Source organism: Collimonas fungivorans (assembly GCF_028292705.1).
Classification (GTDB): domain Bacteria; phylum Pseudomonadota; class Gammaproteobacteria; order Burkholderiales; family Burkholderiaceae_D; genus Collimonas; species Collimonas fungivorans_B.
Map to the genome: position 1 here is coordinate 1 of NZ_JAQGLV010000104.1, position 16,887 is coordinate 16,887.

General features: G+C 61.8%; 17 protein-coding genes. 11 read left to right on the plus strand and 6 right to left on the minus strand.

Translation table 11 applies throughout. The annotated features are described in order from the left end of the window. On the minus strand, positions 1–800 hold an 800-nt coding region (locus JWQ61_RS05195), incomplete at its 3' end, for a PLP-dependent aminotransferase family protein (RefSeq protein WP_304359581.1). 337 nt (positions 801–1,137) lie between these two features. Between JWQ61_RS05195 and JWQ61_RS05200 the strand changes: the two genes are divergently transcribed. Beyond that, the gene (locus JWQ61_RS05200) at positions 1,138–2,415 is read left to right on the plus strand and encodes a dicarboxylate/amino acid:cation symporter (protein WP_304359582.1); all 1,278 of its coding nucleotides are present in this window, start codon (positions 1,138–1,140) and stop codon (positions 2,413–2,415) included. 45 nt (positions 2,416–2,460) lie between these two features. On the opposite strand, the gene JWQ61_RS05205 is transcribed toward JWQ61_RS05200, so the two are convergent. Beyond that, positions 2,461–2,976, minus strand: a complete 516-nt coding sequence (locus JWQ61_RS05205; protein ID WP_304359583.1) for a cupin domain-containing protein — start codon at positions 2,974–2,976, stop codon at positions 2,461–2,463. A 297-nt stretch (positions 2,977–3,273) separates the two neighbouring features. Between JWQ61_RS05205 and JWQ61_RS05210 the strand changes: the two genes are divergently transcribed. The 8 genes from JWQ61_RS05210 (at position 3,274) to JWQ61_RS05245 (ending at position 12,550) form a co-directional block, all read left to right on the plus strand. Then, positions 3,274–4,260 (plus strand): MurR/RpiR family transcriptional regulator, encoded by a 987-nt coding sequence (locus JWQ61_RS05210; protein WP_304359584.1) that lies wholly within the window; start codon positions 3,274–3,276, stop codon positions 4,258–4,260. 1 nt (position 4,261) lies between these two features. After that, positions 4,262–5,248: an isoaspartyl peptidase/L-asparaginase family protein gene (locus tag JWQ61_RS05215; RefSeq protein WP_304359585.1), complete on the plus strand. Its 987-nt coding sequence runs from the start codon at positions 4,262–4,264 to the stop codon at positions 5,246–5,248. Between the two features lie 26 nt (positions 5,249–5,274). Further along, positions 5,275–7,137, plus strand: coding sequence for a dipeptide ABC transporter ATP-binding protein (locus JWQ61_RS05220; protein ID WP_304359586.1), 1,863 nt, complete (start codon positions 5,275–5,277; stop codon positions 7,135–7,137). 75 nt (positions 7,138–7,212) lie between these two features. Further along, positions 7,213–8,760 (plus strand): glutathione ABC transporter substrate-binding protein GsiB, encoded by a 1,548-nt coding sequence (gsiB, locus tag JWQ61_RS05225; RefSeq protein ID WP_304359587.1) that lies wholly within the window; start codon positions 7,213–7,215, stop codon positions 8,758–8,760. 84 nt (positions 8,761–8,844) lie between these two features. Next, positions 8,845–9,765 carry a glutathione ABC transporter permease GsiC gene (gene gsiC / locus JWQ61_RS05230; RefSeq protein WP_304359588.1) on the plus strand — a complete coding sequence of 307 codons (921 nt, stop codon included), beginning with the start codon at positions 8,845–8,847 and terminating at the stop codon, positions 9,763–9,765. 8 nt (positions 9,766–9,773) lie between these two features. Beyond that, on the plus strand, positions 9,774–10,679 hold the full coding sequence (gene gsiD, locus JWQ61_RS05235; protein ID WP_304359589.1) for a glutathione ABC transporter permease GsiD: 906 nt from the start codon (positions 9,774–9,776) through the stop codon (positions 10,677–10,679). Then, positions 10,676–11,710 (plus strand): P1 family peptidase, encoded by a 1,035-nt coding sequence (locus JWQ61_RS05240; protein WP_304359590.1) that lies wholly within the window; start codon positions 10,676–10,678, stop codon positions 11,708–11,710. The genes gsiD and JWQ61_RS05240 overlap by 4 nt, the downstream gene beginning before the upstream one ends. A gap of 21 nt (positions 11,711–11,731) precedes the next feature. Beyond that, positions 11,732–12,550, plus strand: coding sequence for a M55 family metallopeptidase (locus tag JWQ61_RS05245; protein ID WP_304359591.1), 819 nt, complete (start codon positions 11,732–11,734; stop codon positions 12,548–12,550). Here the strand turns inward: JWQ61_RS05245 and JWQ61_RS05250 are convergent. Further along, positions 12,537–13,772 (minus strand): nitrate/nitrite transporter, encoded by a 1,236-nt coding sequence (locus tag JWQ61_RS05250; RefSeq protein WP_304359592.1) that lies wholly within the window; start codon positions 13,770–13,772, stop codon positions 12,537–12,539. The two genes, JWQ61_RS05245 and JWQ61_RS05250, sit on opposite strands and share 14 nt — an antisense overlap. A 140-nt stretch (positions 13,773–13,912) precedes the next feature. On the opposite strand from JWQ61_RS05250, the gene gcvA reads away from it, so the two are divergent. Further along, positions 13,913–14,809 carry a transcriptional regulator GcvA gene (gcvA, locus tag JWQ61_RS05255; protein ID WP_304359593.1) on the plus strand — a complete coding sequence of 299 codons (897 nt, stop codon included), beginning with the start codon at positions 13,913–13,915 and terminating at the stop codon, positions 14,807–14,809. Between the two features lie 6 nt (positions 14,810–14,815). Next, positions 14,816–15,667, plus strand: a complete 852-nt coding sequence (locus JWQ61_RS05260) for an MOSC domain-containing protein (RefSeq protein WP_304359594.1) — start codon at positions 14,816–14,818, stop codon at positions 15,665–15,667. Between the two features lie 7 nt (positions 15,668–15,674). Here JWQ61_RS05260 and JWQ61_RS05265 read toward each other — a convergent pair whose 3' ends face one another. The 3 genes from JWQ61_RS05265 to JWQ61_RS05275 form a co-directional block, all read right to left on the minus strand. Further along, positions 15,675–15,947 (minus strand): YfhL family 4Fe-4S dicluster ferredoxin, encoded by a 273-nt coding sequence (locus JWQ61_RS05265; RefSeq protein ID WP_304359595.1) that lies wholly within the window; start codon positions 15,945–15,947, stop codon positions 15,675–15,677. Between the two features lie 98 nt (positions 15,948–16,045). Next, positions 16,046–16,534 (minus strand): pantetheine-phosphate adenylyltransferase, encoded by a 489-nt coding sequence (gene coaD / locus JWQ61_RS05270; RefSeq protein WP_038485166.1) that lies wholly within the window; start codon positions 16,532–16,534, stop codon positions 16,046–16,048. 43 nt (positions 16,535–16,577) lie between these two features. Next, a partial coding sequence (locus JWQ61_RS05275; RefSeq protein WP_304359596.1) for an RsmD family RNA methyltransferase occupies positions 16,578–16,887 on the minus strand: 310 nt, incomplete at its 5' end.

Here is a 16,887-nt window from a genome sequence, read left to right on the forward strand (position 1 = left end):
ACCAGCTGCCGCTTGCTTTCCTCCGGCATTTCAAAACCCAGCGGATTCTGGAAATTCGGCATCACCATGCAAGCCGCAACCGGCTGGTTCTGCATGATTTTCTTCAGTTCGGCGACATCCATTCCGAACCGCGGATCGGTCGGTATTTCAATGGCGCGCATGCCGAGCCGCTCGATCGCGTGCAGCATCGCATAAAACGTCGGCGACTCGACCGCGATGGTATCGCCGGCTTTCGCCACTGCCTGCAGGCACAGGTTGATGGCTTCGGTAGCGCCGACCGTAATCACCACGTCGCCAGGATCGACGCTGAGCCCGGTTTCCAGGTGGCGCCTGACGATCTGCCGGATCAGCTCCGGATGGCCGGGCGGCAAATCGTCCAGCACCCCCAGCGGGCCGCCGCTGCGCAAGATAGCGCCGTTGTACTGGCTGATGCGGCGGGCAGGAAACAGTGCCGGATCGGGATAGGGCGAGCCGAGCGGATTGGCGTCGTTCTGGTGTATCGATTTCAGCGTCGCCAATACATGACGGCTGACATCGACTTCCGCAGATACCGGCAAGGGCATGGAGCGCTCGGGTTCGGCCGGCGAGTCCCGCTGCTGCGCCGGCGACATGGCGGCAGGAAAGCGGGCCCTGACAAAATAGCCCGACTGCGGATGGCTTTCGACCAGGCCGCTGCTTTCCAGCAGTTCATATGCGCGCACTACGGTCGTGATGCTCAGCCCATGCTGCTGGCTGGCCTGGCGCACCGAACTCAAGCGATCGCCGGGACGCAGCACGCCATTCTGCAGCGAAGCTTTCATTTGCTCGGCAAAACGCTGGTAAAGAGGCTGGCGGGATTTTTTCAACGGCTCGGGACGAAGGCAAAAGATTGCCTCATTATATTGAAACAGCGTTGAAACAGCGACGAAACAGCGACGAAACAGCGATCAAGGCCGCGACCAGAATATCCGGCCCAGATTGTTATCAATAGAACATCCAGGCATATGGATAGAGCAAAAATATATTGGACACTGCGCCGGCGAGCCCGGATACTCCGGGCTCGCCCGCTTCACTTGATTTATGCGCGCTTGCCGCAGCCCTGCCATACTCTCGCCATTCGTGTCGCAGCAAGACGCGTCCTTACTTCCTGATTACTCTATGAACATCTTCTCTCTCTGGTTCCGCATCCCCTTCTGGCAACGTGTACTCGGCGGCTTTGTGCTCGGCGCGCTGGCCGGCTGGCTGGTAGGCGCACCGGCCGAAACCTGGTTCGGCCCGCTCGGCAAGCTGTACGTCACGCTGATCAAGATGATCGCCGTGCCGCTGGTGTTCTTCGCCGTCACCAACAGCATTTCCAGCCTGCATGGCATGAAAAGCGTCGCGGCGCTGGGCGGCAAGACCTTCCTCTGGTTTGCCATCACCGCGGTGCTGGCGGTGGGCGTCGGCCTGCTGGTCGCCAATTTCACCAATCCCGGCCAGAACCTGGGCCAGCTCGCCATCGCCGCCGACTACACCGTGCGTGAAGTGCCGACGCCGATCCAGGTGCTGCTCGACGTGGTGCCGTCGAATCCGTTCAAGGCGCTGACCGAAGGCAAGATCCTGCAAGTGATTTTCTTCGCCGCGCTGCTCGGCATGGCGCTGGTCAAGCTGGGCGACAAGGTCAAGCAGGTGCGCGAGCTGATGGGCGAAGCCAGCAACGCCATGATCCAGATCACCCGTTTTGTGCTGGAAATGACGCCGCTCGGCACCTTCGGCCTGATCGCCGCGCTGGTCGGCTCTTACGGTTTCGAGCGCCTGCTGCCGCTGGGGAATTTTGTCTTCACCTTGTATCTCGCTTGCACGCTGCATATCGTGGTGGTGTACGGCGGCCTGCTGCTCACGCACCGCCTCAATCCGATCCGCTTCTTCCGCGGCGCCTTCCCAGCCATGCAGGTGGCGTTTACCAGCTCTTCGAGTTTTGCTTCCATGCCTATCGCCTTGCGCAGCGTGGTGCATAACCTCGGCGTGAAACAGGAATATGCCGCGTTTGCGGTGCCGCTCGGCGCCAGCATCAAGATGGACGGCTGCGGCGCCATCTATCCGGCGATCGCATCGATTTTCGTGGCCCAGTATTTCGGCCTGCACCTGGACCTGTCGCAGTATTTCATCATCATGCTGGCTTCGGTGCTCGGCTCTTTCGGCACCGCCGGCGTGCCGGGCACTGCGATCGTGATGGTGACGCTGGTGCTGAGTTCGGCCGGCCTGCCGCTGGAAGGCATCGGCTACCTGGTCGCCATCGACCGTATCCTCGACATGATGCGCACCATGACCAACGTCACCGGCCAGATGCTGGTGCCGGTGCTGGTGGCCAAGGAAGAAGGCTTGCTGGACCTGGAAATCTACAATGCGGCCAACAGCGATGTCGGCCTCGACCAGAACAGCAACGCGGCTGCCTGATTCTGCGCAGGGTGTGTACGATACGCGCCCACCCTGCTGTTTTCTTTAAGGCTCGCCGTCCCAGTAATCCAGGTCATTCGATTTGCGCTGGATCACGTCAAAAACCCGTTCTCCTCCGACCGACGCCATCGCCGCGAACTTGCCGGAATCGGGATATTCGCACACCTCAGGCTGCTCCCTGGTGCTGACCGACAGGTACTTCAAAGGCTGGTCCGACGTGTTCACTATCTGGTGCGGATATTCCGGGCCCGGCGGAATGAAGACTACGTCGCCGCTGCGCAGCGGCAGCATTTCCCCCGCCACCCGCAGCGTGCCGCTGCCTTCCAGGATGATAAACATCTCTTCCTGCGCGTAATGGAAATGATAGGGGCAGGATACCTTGCCGGGAGCGACGGTATCCACGCTGGCGCCCAGCTTCTGGGCCGCGGTGCCCGTCCCCAGGCGCGCGCACAGCGTATCGTACAAAGGCTCGCGCACCTGATGCTCCAGCGGCACGGCATTGAAGTTGCGGATCAGCCGGCGGCTCAGACTCTCTACGCTTATCTCTTCTTTTTCACTCATTTTCTCTCCGTTATGGCGACGTCATAAATTGCATTTTGCGCCTGCCAAGCAGAATACACGCAACTCCGTTCCCTCGTATTTCCCCTCCCATTTTCCCTCTCGTTTCCGATGCACCGTTGCGGACAAGGACCAGGCAAAAATGGTGCAAAGCCGCATTTTCAAGCCATCCGCGCACCAGTTGCGCGCACATTCGATGGCACAAAATACACATCTCAAAAAAAGAAAATAAATTTCCTTTACTTGCAGGGAAAATGAAAATATATTTACACAAATTATAAAAATCAATCCAAGGGGCCGATGGTGCAACACTCTGTGCAACACTCCGCAATCACCGCATGGCAACGCGAAAGCGCGGTCGCAGCGCGCATAGGCAAAGCCTATCCGGAACTATCGAAAGCGCACCGCAAGGCCGCCGACTATGTACTCGCGAACGTATTCCATACCGCCACCATGACCATCGACGAACTGGCCGATGCGGTCGGCGTTTCGCTGGCGACCGCCAACCGTTTCGCCCACGCGCTGGGATTCGATGGCTATCCGGCATTCCGCGCGGCGCTGGTGCTGGATTTCGCCTCGTCGCTGGCGCCGGTGGAGAAATTGCGCGACCAGGTACTGCGCCCCGCCAGCAGCGCGGAAATCATGGCCGCGGCGCTGCGGGCCGACATGCAAAACCTGGAAGCCACCCAGCGCGCCTTGTCGCCCGCGCATTGCGACCAGGCCGTCAGCATGATTCTCAATGCCGAGCGGATCTTCATCCTCGGCTTCGGCGCCAGCGCTTTCCTGGCCGGCATCATGGCGCACGCGCTGGAGCCTTATTGCCGCACGGTGCTGTCAGTAGCCGGTCCCGGCGGCCCCTCGCAGACCGCACGCCAGTTCTTCAAACTGGACCAGCGCGACCTGGTGATCGCGCTGGCCTTCCCGCGTTATGTCACCGATACCGTGACGCTGGCCGGCCGCGCCAAGGAGCGTGCGGCGCAAGTGCTGGCGTTTACCGATGCCCCGACTTCGCCGCTGGTGCCGCTGGCAAATGTCACCCTATACGCGCAGACTGAGCGCCTGTTGTCGCCGACTTCGGATGCGGCGGCGCTGGCCTTGATCCAGGCGGTATGCGACGCCGTCGCCCATCGCGCCAACCGTTCGGTGCATGCGGCATCGAAAATGACGGAAGCTGTGCTGCCCTGGCTGCATCACCCAGACGGCCGGCGCCAGCCCGGCACACTGAACAAGAACGGCAACAAGGCCGGTAAAGCGGCTTCCAGGAAATCTGCAACGAAAGCGATATAACGTGAACAACAGTACCAACACTCCAGCCAATGTCGCCACCATCGCTATCCACGGCGGCGCCGGCACCATCTTGCGCAGCGCCATGAATACCGCGCAGGAACAGGCCTACCACGACGCCCTGACAGAGATCCTCGGCGCCGGCCAGAAAATCCTGGCCGCCGGCGGCAGCGCGCTGGACGCCGTCGCCTGCGCCGTCAGCATGCTGGAGGACTGCCCGCTGTTCAACGCCGGCAAAGGCGCGGTCTACACCCACGCCGGCACCCACGAACTGGATGCGGCGATCATGGACGGCGCCACGCTGGATGCAGGCGCCATCGCCAACGTCGGCCATGTGCGCAATCCGATACTGGGAGCGCGCGCGGTGATGGAACATAGCGAACACATCTTGCTGGTGGGCGCCGGCGCGGAAACCTTCGTGGCCCAGCATGGCGTGGAACTGGTCGAACCCGACTACTTCCATACCGAAGCCCGCCACGCCCAATGGCTGCGCGCGCGCGACCAGGAAGGCATGCTGCTGCTCGACCACGACGCCACCAGCAAGGCCGCCGAAATCGCGCCCATCGATCCTGACAACAAATTCGGCACGGTCGGTGCCGTCGCGATCGACATGCACGGCAACCTGGCGGCGGCCACCTCGACCGGCGGCATCACCAACAAGCGTGTCGGCCGGGTCGGCGACTCGCCCCTGATCGGCGCCGGCTGCTACGCCAACAACCGCACCGTGGCCGTTTCCGCCACCGGCACCGGCGAAGCGTTCATGCGCACGGTGGCGGCTTACGATATTTCGGCGCGTATGGAATATGCCGGCCAATCCCTGGCGGACGCCGCTGAGCAGGTGGTGATGAACCTGCTGCCGCGCTACAAGGGCCGCGGCGGCCTGATCGCCATCGACGCCGAGGGCAACGTGGCGCTGCCATTCAATACCGAAGGCATGTATCGCGGTTACGCCAAAGTCGGCGCGGCGCCGGTAACGGCGATCTATAAATGACGCAGGCAACCACAGGAAGCAATTCCATGAACAGACAAATCGGCCGCCGGGTGCTCACGGTAGAACAAATGAGCGTCGGCTTCACCACCTCCGAACGCAAGGTGGAAGCGGTGCGCAACCTGTCTTTCCATATCGATGCCGGCGAAACCCTGGCCATCGTCGGCGAATCGGGTTCGGGCAAATCGGTGTCGTCGCAATCGATCATGCGCCTGATCGACTACGGCGGCGGCCGCATCAGCGGCGCCACCATGAATTTCCAGCGGCGCGACGGCAGCACGGTCGACCTCGCCAGCGCCGACCAGAGCACCATGCGCCACATCCGCGGTTCGGAAATCGCCATGATTTTCCAGGAACCAATGACTTCGCTCAATCCGGTGTTCACGGTGGGCGAGCAGATCGCCGAATCGATACGCCTGCATCAGGGCAAGAGCATGGCGGCGGCACGCGCTGAAGCTCTGCGCATGCTGGAAACGGTGCGCATCCCGGAAGCACGCCGCATCCTCGACCGCCATCCGCACCAGCTGTCGGGCGGCATGCGGCAACGGGTGATGATCGCCATGGCCTTGTCCTGCAAGCCTTCGCTGCTGATCGCCGACGAACCGACCACCGCGCTGGACGTGACGATACAGGCGCAGATCCTGCAGCTGATACGCGCGCTGCAGGATGAAATGCAGATGGCGGTGATCTTCATCACCCATGACATGGGCGTGGTGGCAGAAATCGCCGACCGGGTGGTGGTCATGTGCCGCGGTGAAAAGGTCGAAGAAAATAATGTGCATGCGATCTTCGAGGCGCCGCAGCACTCCTACACCCGTGCCCTGCTGGCGGCCGTGCCGCGCCTGGGCGCCATGCACGGCACCGACCTGCCTGAGCGGATTGCCATCGCCGGCGCCGCCATCACGCCTGAAATGGCAGCGGAAGCCAAGCTGGTGCGCAGCATTCCGGGTTCCGATCCGCAGCAGCAGCCGCTGCTGAAAGTGCGCAACCTGACTACTCGCTTCGACGTCAAGAGCGGCATCTTTAGCCGCGTCAAACAGCGTGTACATGCGGTGGAACAGATCAGTTTCGACCTGTATCCGGGCGAAACGCTGGCGCTGGTCGGCGAATCCGGCTGCGGCAAATCGACTACCGGCCGCTCGCTGCTGCGGCTGGTCGACATCACCAGCGGCAGCGTCGAATTCGGCGGACGCGACCTGGCCAAGCTGCCACGCTCGGAGCTACGCTCGCTGCGGCGCGAAATCCAGTTCATTTTCCAGGACCCGTTTGCCTCGCTGGATCCGCGCCTCACGATCGGCTATTCCATCATGGAACCGCTGCTAGTGCACGGCCTGGCCGAAGGCGCGCAGGAAAAAGTCGCGGCGCTGCTGGAACGGGTCGGCCTGTTGCCGGAGCATGCGCAGCGCTATCCGCATGAATTTTCCGGCGGCCAGCGCCAGCGTATCTGCATCGCCCGCGCTTTGGCGCTGAATCCCAAGATCGTGATCGCCGACGAGTCGGTGTCGGCGCTGGACGTCTCGATCCAGGCGCAGATCGTCAACCTGCTGCTCGACCTGCAGCGGGAACTGGGGATTTCCTTCATTTTCATTTCGCACGACATGGCCGTGGTGGAGCGCATCAGCCATCGGGTTGCGGTCATGTACCTGGGGCAGATCGTCGAGATCGGCCCACGCCGCGCGATCTTTGAGAATCCCCAGCATCCGTATACCAAGAAACTGATGGCGGCGGTGCCGGTGGCCGATCCCAGGCAGCGCCATCGCCTGCGCGAGATGCTGCCGGAAGAAATTCCCAGCCCGATCCGCAATATCGACGACTTGCCGATAGTCGAACCGCTGAAACAGGTAGGGCCGGGACATTTTGTTGCAACCCACCGGATTTCGGCTGCTTTTTGATCGTTGTTTCTGCCTTATTTGCTTGTTTATCTGTTTGTTTATCTTCGATGACTTTTTGAACCAGGGGAGTAACACATGCGCACTACTCAACACAAGCTGTTAGCCAGCATCGCCGTTGCACTGACCACCCAGTTTGCCGCCGGCCATGCTTTTGCCGCCAAGGACGTCACGCTGGCGGTCGCTTCGACCTTTACCACGCTCGATCCGTACGACAGCAACGACACCTTGTCGCAAGCGGCGATCAAGTCGTTCTACCAAGGCCTGTTCGGTTTCGACAAGGACCTGAAGGTAGTCAATGTGCTGGCCGACGGTTACGAAGTGAGCAAGGATGGCCTGGTCTACACCATCCGCCTGCGCAAGGGCGTCAAGTTCCAGGACGGCACCGACTTCAAGGCCGATGCAGTCAAGATCTGCCTGGAACGGGTCATCAATCCGGATAACAAGCTCAAGCGTTTCAACCTGTTCAACCGCATTTCCAAGGTCGATATCGTCAACGACTATGAAGTCAAGATCACGCTGAAAGAGCCGTTCTCGCCATTCATCAATACCCTGGCGCACTCTTCCGCCGCCATGATTTCGCCGGCCGCGCTGAAACAGTACGGCAACAAGGACATCGGCTTCCACCCCGTAGGCACCGGGCCGTTCAAGTTCGTGGAATGGAAGCAGACCGACTACATGAAGGTCACGAAATTCGACGGCTACTGGAAAAAAGGCTATCCGAAGATCGACAGCATCACCTGGAAGCCGGTGATCGACAACAACACCCGCAGCGCCGTGATGCAAACCGGCGAGGCGCAGTTCGCCTATCCGCTGCCTTACGAGCAAGCCGAACTGTTGAAGAGCAAATCCAACCTGGACCTGATTTCGTCGCCGTCGATCGTGCAGCGCTACATTTCGATGAATACGCTGCAAAAGCCGTTCGACAATCCGAAAGTGCGGCAGGCGATCAACTACGCCATCAACAAGGATGCGCTGGTCAAGGTTGCCTTCACCGGCTACGCCATGCCGCAGGATGGCGTGCTGCCGCAAGGCGTGGATTACGCACTGAAGACCGGGCCATGGCCTTACGATCCGAAAAAAGCCAAGCAGCTGCTGGCTGAAGCCGGTTATCCGAACGGCTTCGAAACCGAATTGTGGTCGGCCTACAACCACACCACGGCGCAGAAAATCATCCAGTTCGTGCAGCAGCAGCTGGCGCAGGTCGGCATCAAGGCCAAGGTGATGGCGCTGGAAGCCGGCCAGCGTGTGGAGAAAGTCGAAAGCGCGCCGGTCGCCGCCAATGCGCCGGTGCGCATGTACTACACCGGCTGGTCGTCCTCCACCGGCGAAGCCGATTGGGGCCTGCGTCCGTTGCTGGCGTCGGAATCGTTCCCGCCCAAGCTGTTCAACACGGCTTACTACAAGAACGACAAGGTCGATGCCGACATCGCCAAGGCGCTGACCACCACCGACCGCATGGAAAAGACAGCGCTCTACAAAGATGCGCAAACGGAAATCTGGAAAGACGCGCCGTGGGCTTTCCTGGTCACCGAAAAACTCTTGTATGCACGCAGCAAGAACCTGAAAGGTATCTATGTGATGCCTGACGGCTCCTTCAATTTCGATGAAATCGAAGTGAAGTAAGCAGTACGCAAGCAGGATACAAGCAATACCCGCAGGCCGGCCGCGCCGGTCCGGCCTGCGTCTCATAGCAACAGACTGGATGCCATGTTTCCCTATATATTAAAACGCCTGATGGGCCTGATACCGACCTTGCTGATCGTGGCGGTCATGGTATTTCTGTTTGTCCACCTGCTGCCGGGCGATCCGGCGCGGCTGGTGGCCGGGCCTGAGGCCGACTCGCAGACGGTCGAGCTGATCCGCCAGGACCTGGGCCTGGACAAGCCGATGCACGAGCAGTTCATCAACTATTTCAGCAAGGCGCTGCGCGGCGACTTCGGCACTTCGCTGCGCACCAAGCGTCCGGTCAGCATGGAAATCGCCGAACGCTTCTGGCCCACTTTCTGGCTCACCGTCAGCAGCATGGTGTGGGCGGTGCTGTTCGGCCTGGTGATCGGCATCGTCTCCGCGGTATGGCGCAATGAATGGCCGGACCGTCTCGGCATGACGCTGGCGGTATCCGGCATTTCCTTTCCGTCGTTTGCGCTGGGCATGCTGCTGATGGAATTGTTCTCTGTCAAGCTCGGCTGGCTGCCTACCATCGGCGCCGACAGCTGGCGCCACTACATCCTGCCGTCGCTGGCCCTGGGCGCAGCGGTGGCCGCCGTCATGGCGCGTTTTACCCGTTCCTCGTTCGTGGAAATCCTGCAGGAAGATTTTGTGCGCACCGCGCGCGCCAAGGGCCTGTCGGAAACCATCGTGGTGCTCAAGCACTGCCTGCGCAATTCCCTGATCCCGGTGGTCACCATGATGGGCCTGCAGTTCGGTTTCCTGCTGGGCGGTTCCATCGTGGTGGAAAAAGTGTTCAACTGGCCCGGCATGGGACGCCTGCTGATCGACGCCGTCGAAATGCGCGATTACCCGATCATCCAGGCCGAAATCCTGCTGTTCTCGCTGGAATTCATTTTCATCAACCTGGTGGTGGACGTGCTGTACGCCGTCATCAATCCTAGCATCCGTTACAAGTGAGGCCGCCTGTGTCTACTCCAATCAATCCCGTGGCAGCCATTGCCGCTGCCCCGCTGCCGAACACCATACGCACGCCCTGGAGCGAATTCTGGCGCAAGTTCAAGAAACAGCACCTGGCGGTTGCAGCCGGCTGCTTCGTGCTGTTCCTGATCGTGGTGGCGCTTGCCGCGCCTTGGCTGGCGCCTTACGACGCTGAAAATTATTTCGACTACGACGCCTTGAATGCGGGGCCGTCGCTGGCGCACTGGTTCGGCGTCGATTCCTTGGGACGCGATATTTTCAGCCGTATCTTGATGGGTACGCGGATTTCCCTGACCGCCGGCTTTTCGTCGGTTGCGGTAGGCGCCGTGGTAGGCACCCTGGCCGGCCTGATTGCCGGTTATTACGAAGGCTGGCCCGACCGCATCATCATGCGCATCTGCGACGTGCTGTTCGCCTTTCCCGGCATCCTGCTGGCGATCGGCATCGTGGCGATCCTCGGCAACGGCATGTCGAACGTGATTTTCGCGGTAGCGATTTTCAGCATCCCGACGTTTGCGCGGCTGGTGCGCGGCAATACGCTGGCGCTGAAACACCTGACCTTCATCGAAGCGGTGCGCAGCATCGGCGCCAACGACCGCACCATCATCCTGCGCCATATATTCCCCGGCACGGTATCGGCGGTGGTGGTGTATTTCACGATGCGTATCGGCACTTCCATCATCACCGCCGCCAGCCTGTCCTTCCTCGGCATGGGCGCGCAGCCGCCGATGCCGGAATGGGGCGCGATGCTCAACGAAGCACGCTCCGACATGATGACCGCGCCGCATATCGCAATTTTTCCTAGCCTGGCTATCTTCTTCACGGTGCTGGCGTTCAATCTCCTGGGCGACGGCTTGCGCGACGCGCTCGACCCTAAAATCGACAGACGATGACCCTTGTCCTCCCTCACATAGGCAGGTTGCCGGCCGGCCCGCTGAACGCCATCAGCGATGTCGCCGGCGTCACGGTCGGCCACGCCACGCTGGCGCAAGGCGCCATCCAGACCGGCGTGACGGTGATCCGGCCGCACGGCGGCGACCCGTTCCGCGACAAGGTGCCGGCCGCCGCGGTCGTGTTCAACGGCTTCGGCAAGAGCATAGGGCTGGTGCAGGTGCAGGAACTGGGCGTGCTTGAAACTCCGATTGCCCTGACCAACACCATGTCGGTCGGCAGCGTCGCCACTGCCCAGGTGATTTCCGCGATCCAGGCCAACCCCGAGATCGGACGCAGCGAACCGACGGTCAATCCGCTGGTGTTCGAATGCAATGACGGCTACCTGAACGATATCCAGGCCATGGCAGTCGGCGCCGAGCACTACCGACAAGCACTGGCCAGCGCCGCGCCCGAGTTTGAGCAAGGCGCGGTCGGCGCCGGGCGCGGCATGTCGTGTTTCGATCTCAAGGGCGGCATCGGTTCGGCTTCGCGCCATGCACACGTCGGCGGCATGCAATATTGCGTCGGCGCGCTGGTGCTGGCCAATTTCGGCAAGCTGGCGGCGCTGACGCTGGCCGGCCAGCATATTGGAAACGGCCTGCGGCGTTTACAGCAAGCCGCGCCGGAAGCACCCGAGATGGGATCGATCATCATGATCATCGCGACCGATGCGCCGCTCGATGCGCGCCAGCTGGGACGGCTGGCGACCCGCTGCGGCATCGGCCTGGGGCGCACCGGCTCGATCTACGGCCACGGCAGCGGCGACCTGGCGCTGGCGTTTTCCACTGCGCAGACCGTGCCGCATCGCCCGGACAGCGCAATACGGCAGAGCGCCTGCCTGCACGACAGCCTGCTCGACCCGCTGTTTGAAGCGGTAGTCGACAGCACCGAACAAGCCATCGTCAATGCGCTGTTTGCCGCGGAAAGCGTCGCCGGGCGCGATGGCCATCGGCGCCTGTCGCTGCGCGATGCCGCCGCCGGCCGGCCTTGAACCACTTACCGGAACACCATAATGAAAATCCTGATTTCCGTTGATATAGAAGGCGTGGCCGGCGTATTTCATCCGGAGCAGACGCGCGCCGGCAATGCCGAATACGAACGCGCGCGGCGCCTGATGACGGCGGAAGCCAATGCCGTCATCGAAGGCGCGCTGGCCGGCGGCGCCACCGAGATCCTGGTGAACGACTCGCATGGCGGTTTCCGCAACCTGCTGCCGGACTTGCTGCATCCCGCCGCGTCCGCCATTCTCGGCAAACCACGCCTGCTGGGCATGATGAGCGGCGTCGACAGCGGCGTCGCCGGCGTGATGATGGTCGGCTACCATGGCCGCTCGCAGAGCCGCGGCATCCTGGCCCACACCATCAACAGTTTTGCTTTCTCGCGGGTCTGGCTGAACGACCAGGAACTGGGCGAAGCCGGCATCTACGGCGCGCTTGCCGGCGAATTCGGCGTGCCGGTGATTTTCGGCAGCGGCGACGATGTTTTTGTGGAGGAAAACCGGCCGCTGTTTCCGCACGCCACGCTGGTCAGCGTCAAGACCGCGGATGGCAGCAACAGCGGCACCTCGCTGTCGCCGCAACGTTCACTAAGCTTGTTGAGCGACGGCGCCAAGGCGGCGCTCGCCAATCTCCCTGCCGCTCTTCCCTTTGTGCTGCAGCCAGCGATCACGTGCCGGTTGCAAATCCAGAGCCCGGCGCTGGCCGACCTGTTCTGTCAGCTGCCTTTGCTGCAGCGGATCGACGGCGTGAACGTCGAATTCACCGCACCGTCGGTGCAATACGCCGTAAGAATATTGAACAGCTTGTCGGCGATGTCTTTCATGCTGCGTTAGCCGCGGGGCTTGTTTCCGCAGCCGGCTTCTTCAGGCGCCGGCAATACCAGGCGCCGGCCGCCAACTGCGCCAGCAAGGCAATCGCCCATGAAATCCGATGCGCAACGGCCGCATAACTGCCGGCGTCGTGCGGCCAGGCATTGAGCAGCAGGCCGAAGCCATACTGCACCACAAACGCGCCGGCAAAAAGCGCCAGGGTCAGCCCGGTGCTGACGCGTCCCGCCAGATGCGCAGGAAACTCGCGCACCAGCCCGGCATACGACAACACGCCGGAAGTGCCCAGCAAGCCATACAAACCCCACAGCAGCCAGTCCGGCAAGGGTGCGCCGAGCACGATCAGCAGTTGCGCCAGCATGAACAGGAACATCCCTGCGCCCGCGGTCGTGTGCAAGGAAATCCCGCGCTGCTGCAAGCGGCGCGCCAGCCAGCCCGAGCCGACCGCGCCCAGCACCATCGCCACGCCGGCCAGCGCCACGATATTGGCCGCGGTGGCCGCCGACAGCCGGCTTACATCGCGCAAATACGGTCCGGCCCACAAACCCTGCACGCCGAGGAACACACCCTGGCTCGCCATCACCAGGGGCGCTGTGCGCCAGAACACCGCGCTGCGGAAAATGCCGCCGATGTCGCGCAGCTGTGCCGCCAGGCTGCTTTTCGGATGCTGCTCATCTTTTTCCGGCACCAGCGTAAACAGGGCCAGCACGATCATCAGGATCAATACCGCAACCACCACGAACAGCACGCGCCAGGTAGTGATGCCCAGGGCCCAGGCAATCGGCGTCCCGGTGGCGACCGCGCCCAAGCCGCCAATCGCATAGATGGCGCCGTTCATCAAAGGCAGGTGATCGTGCGGGAACCAGGCGACGATCGCTTTCAGGCCGGCCATCAGGCAAGCCGACGTGCCTATCCCCAGCAGCAGGCGGCCGGCCAGCAGGGTGCTGAAGCCGTGGGCATTGGCCGACACCACCGCGCCGGCCGCCGCCAGCAGCAACAGGCAAGCCAGGACCCGGCGCGGGCCGAAACGGTCCAGCAAGATGCCGAGCGGCAGCTGGCAAGCGGCGAAAGCAAAAAAATACAGGCTGGTCAGCAGCCCCAGCTGCGCCGGCGACAATCCCAGCTCGCTGCTGAGCAAGGGCGCCAGCGGCAGGTTGATGCCGCGCGCCAGGTAGGAAATGAAATAGCCGGAAGAAAATATCAGGAAAACGCGGGTAGCTAGCTTCATGGTCGGTCACTAAAAGAACTGGATATGACGATAGTAGACAGCAAATTGCCCGGAGGCCAACGAAGTGTTTTATCCTTATATGTGAATGGAATTAACCGATTGATTAAAAAATAAGCAAAAATGAGCAAAAATGAGCAATCATGTTTGAGCGACTGCCGCCGACCCAGACCTTGCGCGCGTTTGAAGCCGCGGCGCGGCTGGGCAACTATACCCGCGCCGGAGAAGAGCTGCACCTGACGCACAGCGCCATCAGCCATCAGATCCGTGCCCTGGAACAGCGCACCGGACGCAAGCTGTTCCAGCGCGAAGGCCGGCAGATGGTGCTGACCGACGGCGGCCGCCTGCTGGCAGGGGAAGTGCGGCAGGCGCTGGTGGCCTTGGACCGCGCCCTGCATATAGGCCAGGTTGAAAGCCGGCGCGCGGCGCAAGCCTTGCGCGTCAGCGTGCCGCCGTCGTTCGCCAGCGCCTGGCTGGTGCCGCGGCTGGCGGCGTTCCACCAGCAGCATCCGCATATCGACATCAGCTTGCGCAGCAGCCACGAACTGAGCGAACTGGATTTCAGCGACGTCGATGTCGCCATCTGGTACGGCCGTGCCGGGAACAAGCATTTCCGCTATCAATGTTTGCTGAAGGAAGTGATTTTCCCGGTATGCAGCCCGCGCTTCGCCGCCGGCCATCCCGCCATCACGCCCCAGGAACTGGTGCGCCATCCCTTGCTGCGCTTTGCCCACCATGGCGGCTGGGAACCGTGGTTTGCCGCTGCCGGCATCAGGCAGGGTGAACCGCAGGCCGGCCCGGTGTACGATGATCCCATGCATCTGCTGGACGCTGCCGCGGCCGACCAGGGCATCGCGCTCGCGCGCAGTTGCCTGGTGCGCAACCATCTCGCCAGCGGCCGCCTGGTGCGCCTGTTCGATATCACCGCCCCGGCGCGCGGCAACTATTTTTCGGTCTCGCCCTTCGATACCGAAAAGGCAGCCACGATCGCCGAGTTCCAGGACTGGCTGGGCGCCATCTTGTCAGACTCAACAGAATAAATACCAATGCCAACCATTACTACGCTCACGCTGTACCCGATCAAATCCTGCGCCGGCATTGCCCTGCAGGCAGCCACCGCGACTGCCGCCGGCCTCAGCCATCAGCAAGCGCACGACCGTGAATGGATGGTGGTCGACAGCAACGGACAGTTCCTGTCGCAACGCAGCCACCCTGCCATGGCCCTGATCGCACCAGCCTTGCAGGTCGGCGCCATGACCGTGCAAGCGCCCGGCATGCCGCCGCTGCTTATCCCGACCGCACCGCTGGATCGCGCGCAAGCGGCGTCGCTGGCAGTGACTATCTGGGACGACAACCTCAGTGCTCACGACTGCGGCGAAGACGCCGCCGGCTGGTTCTCGCACGTCTTGGGTCAATCTTGCAAGCTGGTGCGCTTCGACCCTGCAGCCAGGCGCCTGGCCAGTAAGAAGTGGACGCTCGATGCGGATGCCCCGACCCGTTTTGCCGACGGCTACCCGATGCTGCTGATATCGCAGGGATCGCTGGACGACCTGAACCGGCGGCTGCAGGCGCAAGGGCGCGCGCCCTTGCCGATGAACCGTTTCCGGCCGAACATCGTGATCGATGGCGTGGATGCATTTGAAGAGGATTTCCTGGCGGCGATACAGGCTGGAGCAGCCAGCCTGCAGCCGGTGAAGCCATGCACGCGCTGCCCGATGCCGGCCATCGACCAGGCTACCGGCGAGGTCGGTCCCGACCCCATGGATATCCTGATGACTTACCGCGCCAATCCGCGCGTCGACGGCGCCGTCACTTTCGGCGTCAACATGATAGTGCGAGAGGGAGATGGCGAAATCCTGCGTGTCGGCCAGGATATCGAGGCGGAACTGGCGTTCTAGGAATTTGCTACGGCTTGATGGCAGGCGCCGCCAGCTCTACCTGCAAGCGCTCGTACTTGGCTTGCAGCTGTTCCTTCGATTCGTGCCAGGCCGGATCCAGCGGGATGCAGCTGACCGGACAGACCTGCTGGCACTGCGGCTCGTTGAAATGGCCTACGCATTCGGTGCACTTGTGCGGGTCGATTTCGTAAATCAGCGGCCCCATGTAAATCGCACCGTTCGGGCACTCGGGCTCGCATACGTCGCAATTAATACAGTCGTCGGTGATCAATAAAGCCATTGCACTACTCTACTCAAGTTGCCGCGGGAGCAGAAGATCCCGCCTTGCCGCCATTTTATGCCTGTTGGAGATTTGCCGCAGGAGGCTGTCCAGCGCCCTCAGGGCTGCTGGGCGTCCAGCTTTTCCTTGAGCCATTTTTCGACCGAAGGGAAGACGAATTTGGAGACGTCGCCGCCCAGCGTCGCGATCTCGCGCACGATGGTGCCGGAGATGAACTGGTACTGGTCGGACGGCGTCAGGAACAGGGTTTCCACATCCGGCAGCAGGTAGCGGTTCATGCCCGCCATCTGGAATTCGAACTCGAAGTCGGATACCGCGCGCAAGCCGCGCACGATCACGTTGGCGTCATGCTGGCGCACAAAATCCTTGAGCAGGCCGGAGAAACTTTCCACCTGCACATTGGGGTAATGGCCCAGCACCTCGTTGGCGATCGACAGCCGTTCTTCGAGGGAGAAAAACGGTTTCTTGTTCTTGCTGTCGGCAACGCCGACCACCAGCTTGTCAAACAGCCCGGATGCACGACGCACCAGATCTTCATGGCCGCGCGTGAGCGGATCGAACGTACCTGGATAAACTGCTGTGACCATCTTTCTTCCCCCAATCAGATCGCGCATTATGCCTGAATTTACATCAGGCAGAATGGTCTTGCCTTTTCAGCAAGTGGTAAAACACTATACCAGCCTTGTCCGCCCGCAGCAGCTGCCAGCCGTCCAGCCAGGATGGAAGATCGTCCTCCTGCAGCGCGAATTCAGATTCAAGGTACAGCAAACCCTGGTCCGCCAGCAAACCCTGGCACAGAGGCAACACCTTTTCCAGCCAGCCCTGCTGGTAGGGCGGGTCGAGGAAAATCAGATCGAAGCGGGCGCTGTCAGTGCCGGCCTTACTCAACCAGGTTGCCGCATCGCTGCGCAGGATCCGCACCTGGCTGGCGTCCAGCTTG

Coding starts and splice junctions, on each gene's coding strand:
- JWQ61_RS05200 (WP_304359582.1), top strand. CDS start 1,138: ATGAACATCTTCTCTCTCTGGTTCCGCATCCCCTTCTGGCAACGTGTA.
- gcvA (WP_304359593.1), top strand. CDS start 13,913: ATGTTTGAGCGACTGCCGCCGACCCAGACCTTGCGCGCGTTTGAAGCC.
- JWQ61_RS05240 (WP_304359590.1), top strand. CDS start 10,676: ATGACCCTTGTCCTCCCTCACATAGGCAGGTTGCCGGCCGGCCCGCTG.
- JWQ61_RS05250 (WP_304359592.1), bottom strand. CDS start 13,772: ATGAAGCTAGCTACCCGCGTTTTCCTGATATTTTCTTCCGGCTATTTC.
- JWQ61_RS05260 (WP_304359594.1), top strand. CDS start 14,816: ATGCCAACCATTACTACGCTCACGCTGTACCCGATCAAATCCTGCGCC.
- JWQ61_RS05220 (WP_304359586.1), top strand. CDS start 5,275: ATGAACAGACAAATCGGCCGCCGGGTGCTCACGGTAGAACAAATGAGC.
- gsiB (WP_304359587.1), top strand. CDS start 7,213: ATGCGCACTACTCAACACAAGCTGTTAGCCAGCATCGCCGTTGCACTG.
- coaD (WP_038485166.1), bottom strand. CDS start 16,534: ATGGTCACAGCAGTTTATCCAGGTACGTTCGATCCGCTCACGCGCGGC.
- JWQ61_RS05265 (WP_304359595.1), bottom strand. CDS start 15,947: ATGGCTTTATTGATCACCGACGACTGTATTAATTGCGACGTATGCGAG.
- JWQ61_RS05210 (WP_304359584.1), top strand. CDS start 3,274: ATGGTGCAACACTCTGTGCAACACTCCGCAATCACCGCATGGCAACGC.
- gsiC (WP_304359588.1), top strand. CDS start 8,845: ATGTTTCCCTATATATTAAAACGCCTGATGGGCCTGATACCGACCTTG.
- JWQ61_RS05245 (WP_304359591.1), top strand. CDS start 11,732: ATGAAAATCCTGATTTCCGTTGATATAGAAGGCGTGGCCGGCGTATTT.
- JWQ61_RS05205 (WP_304359583.1), bottom strand. CDS start 2,976: ATGAGTGAAAAAGAAGAGATAAGCGTAGAGAGTCTGAGCCGCCGGCTG.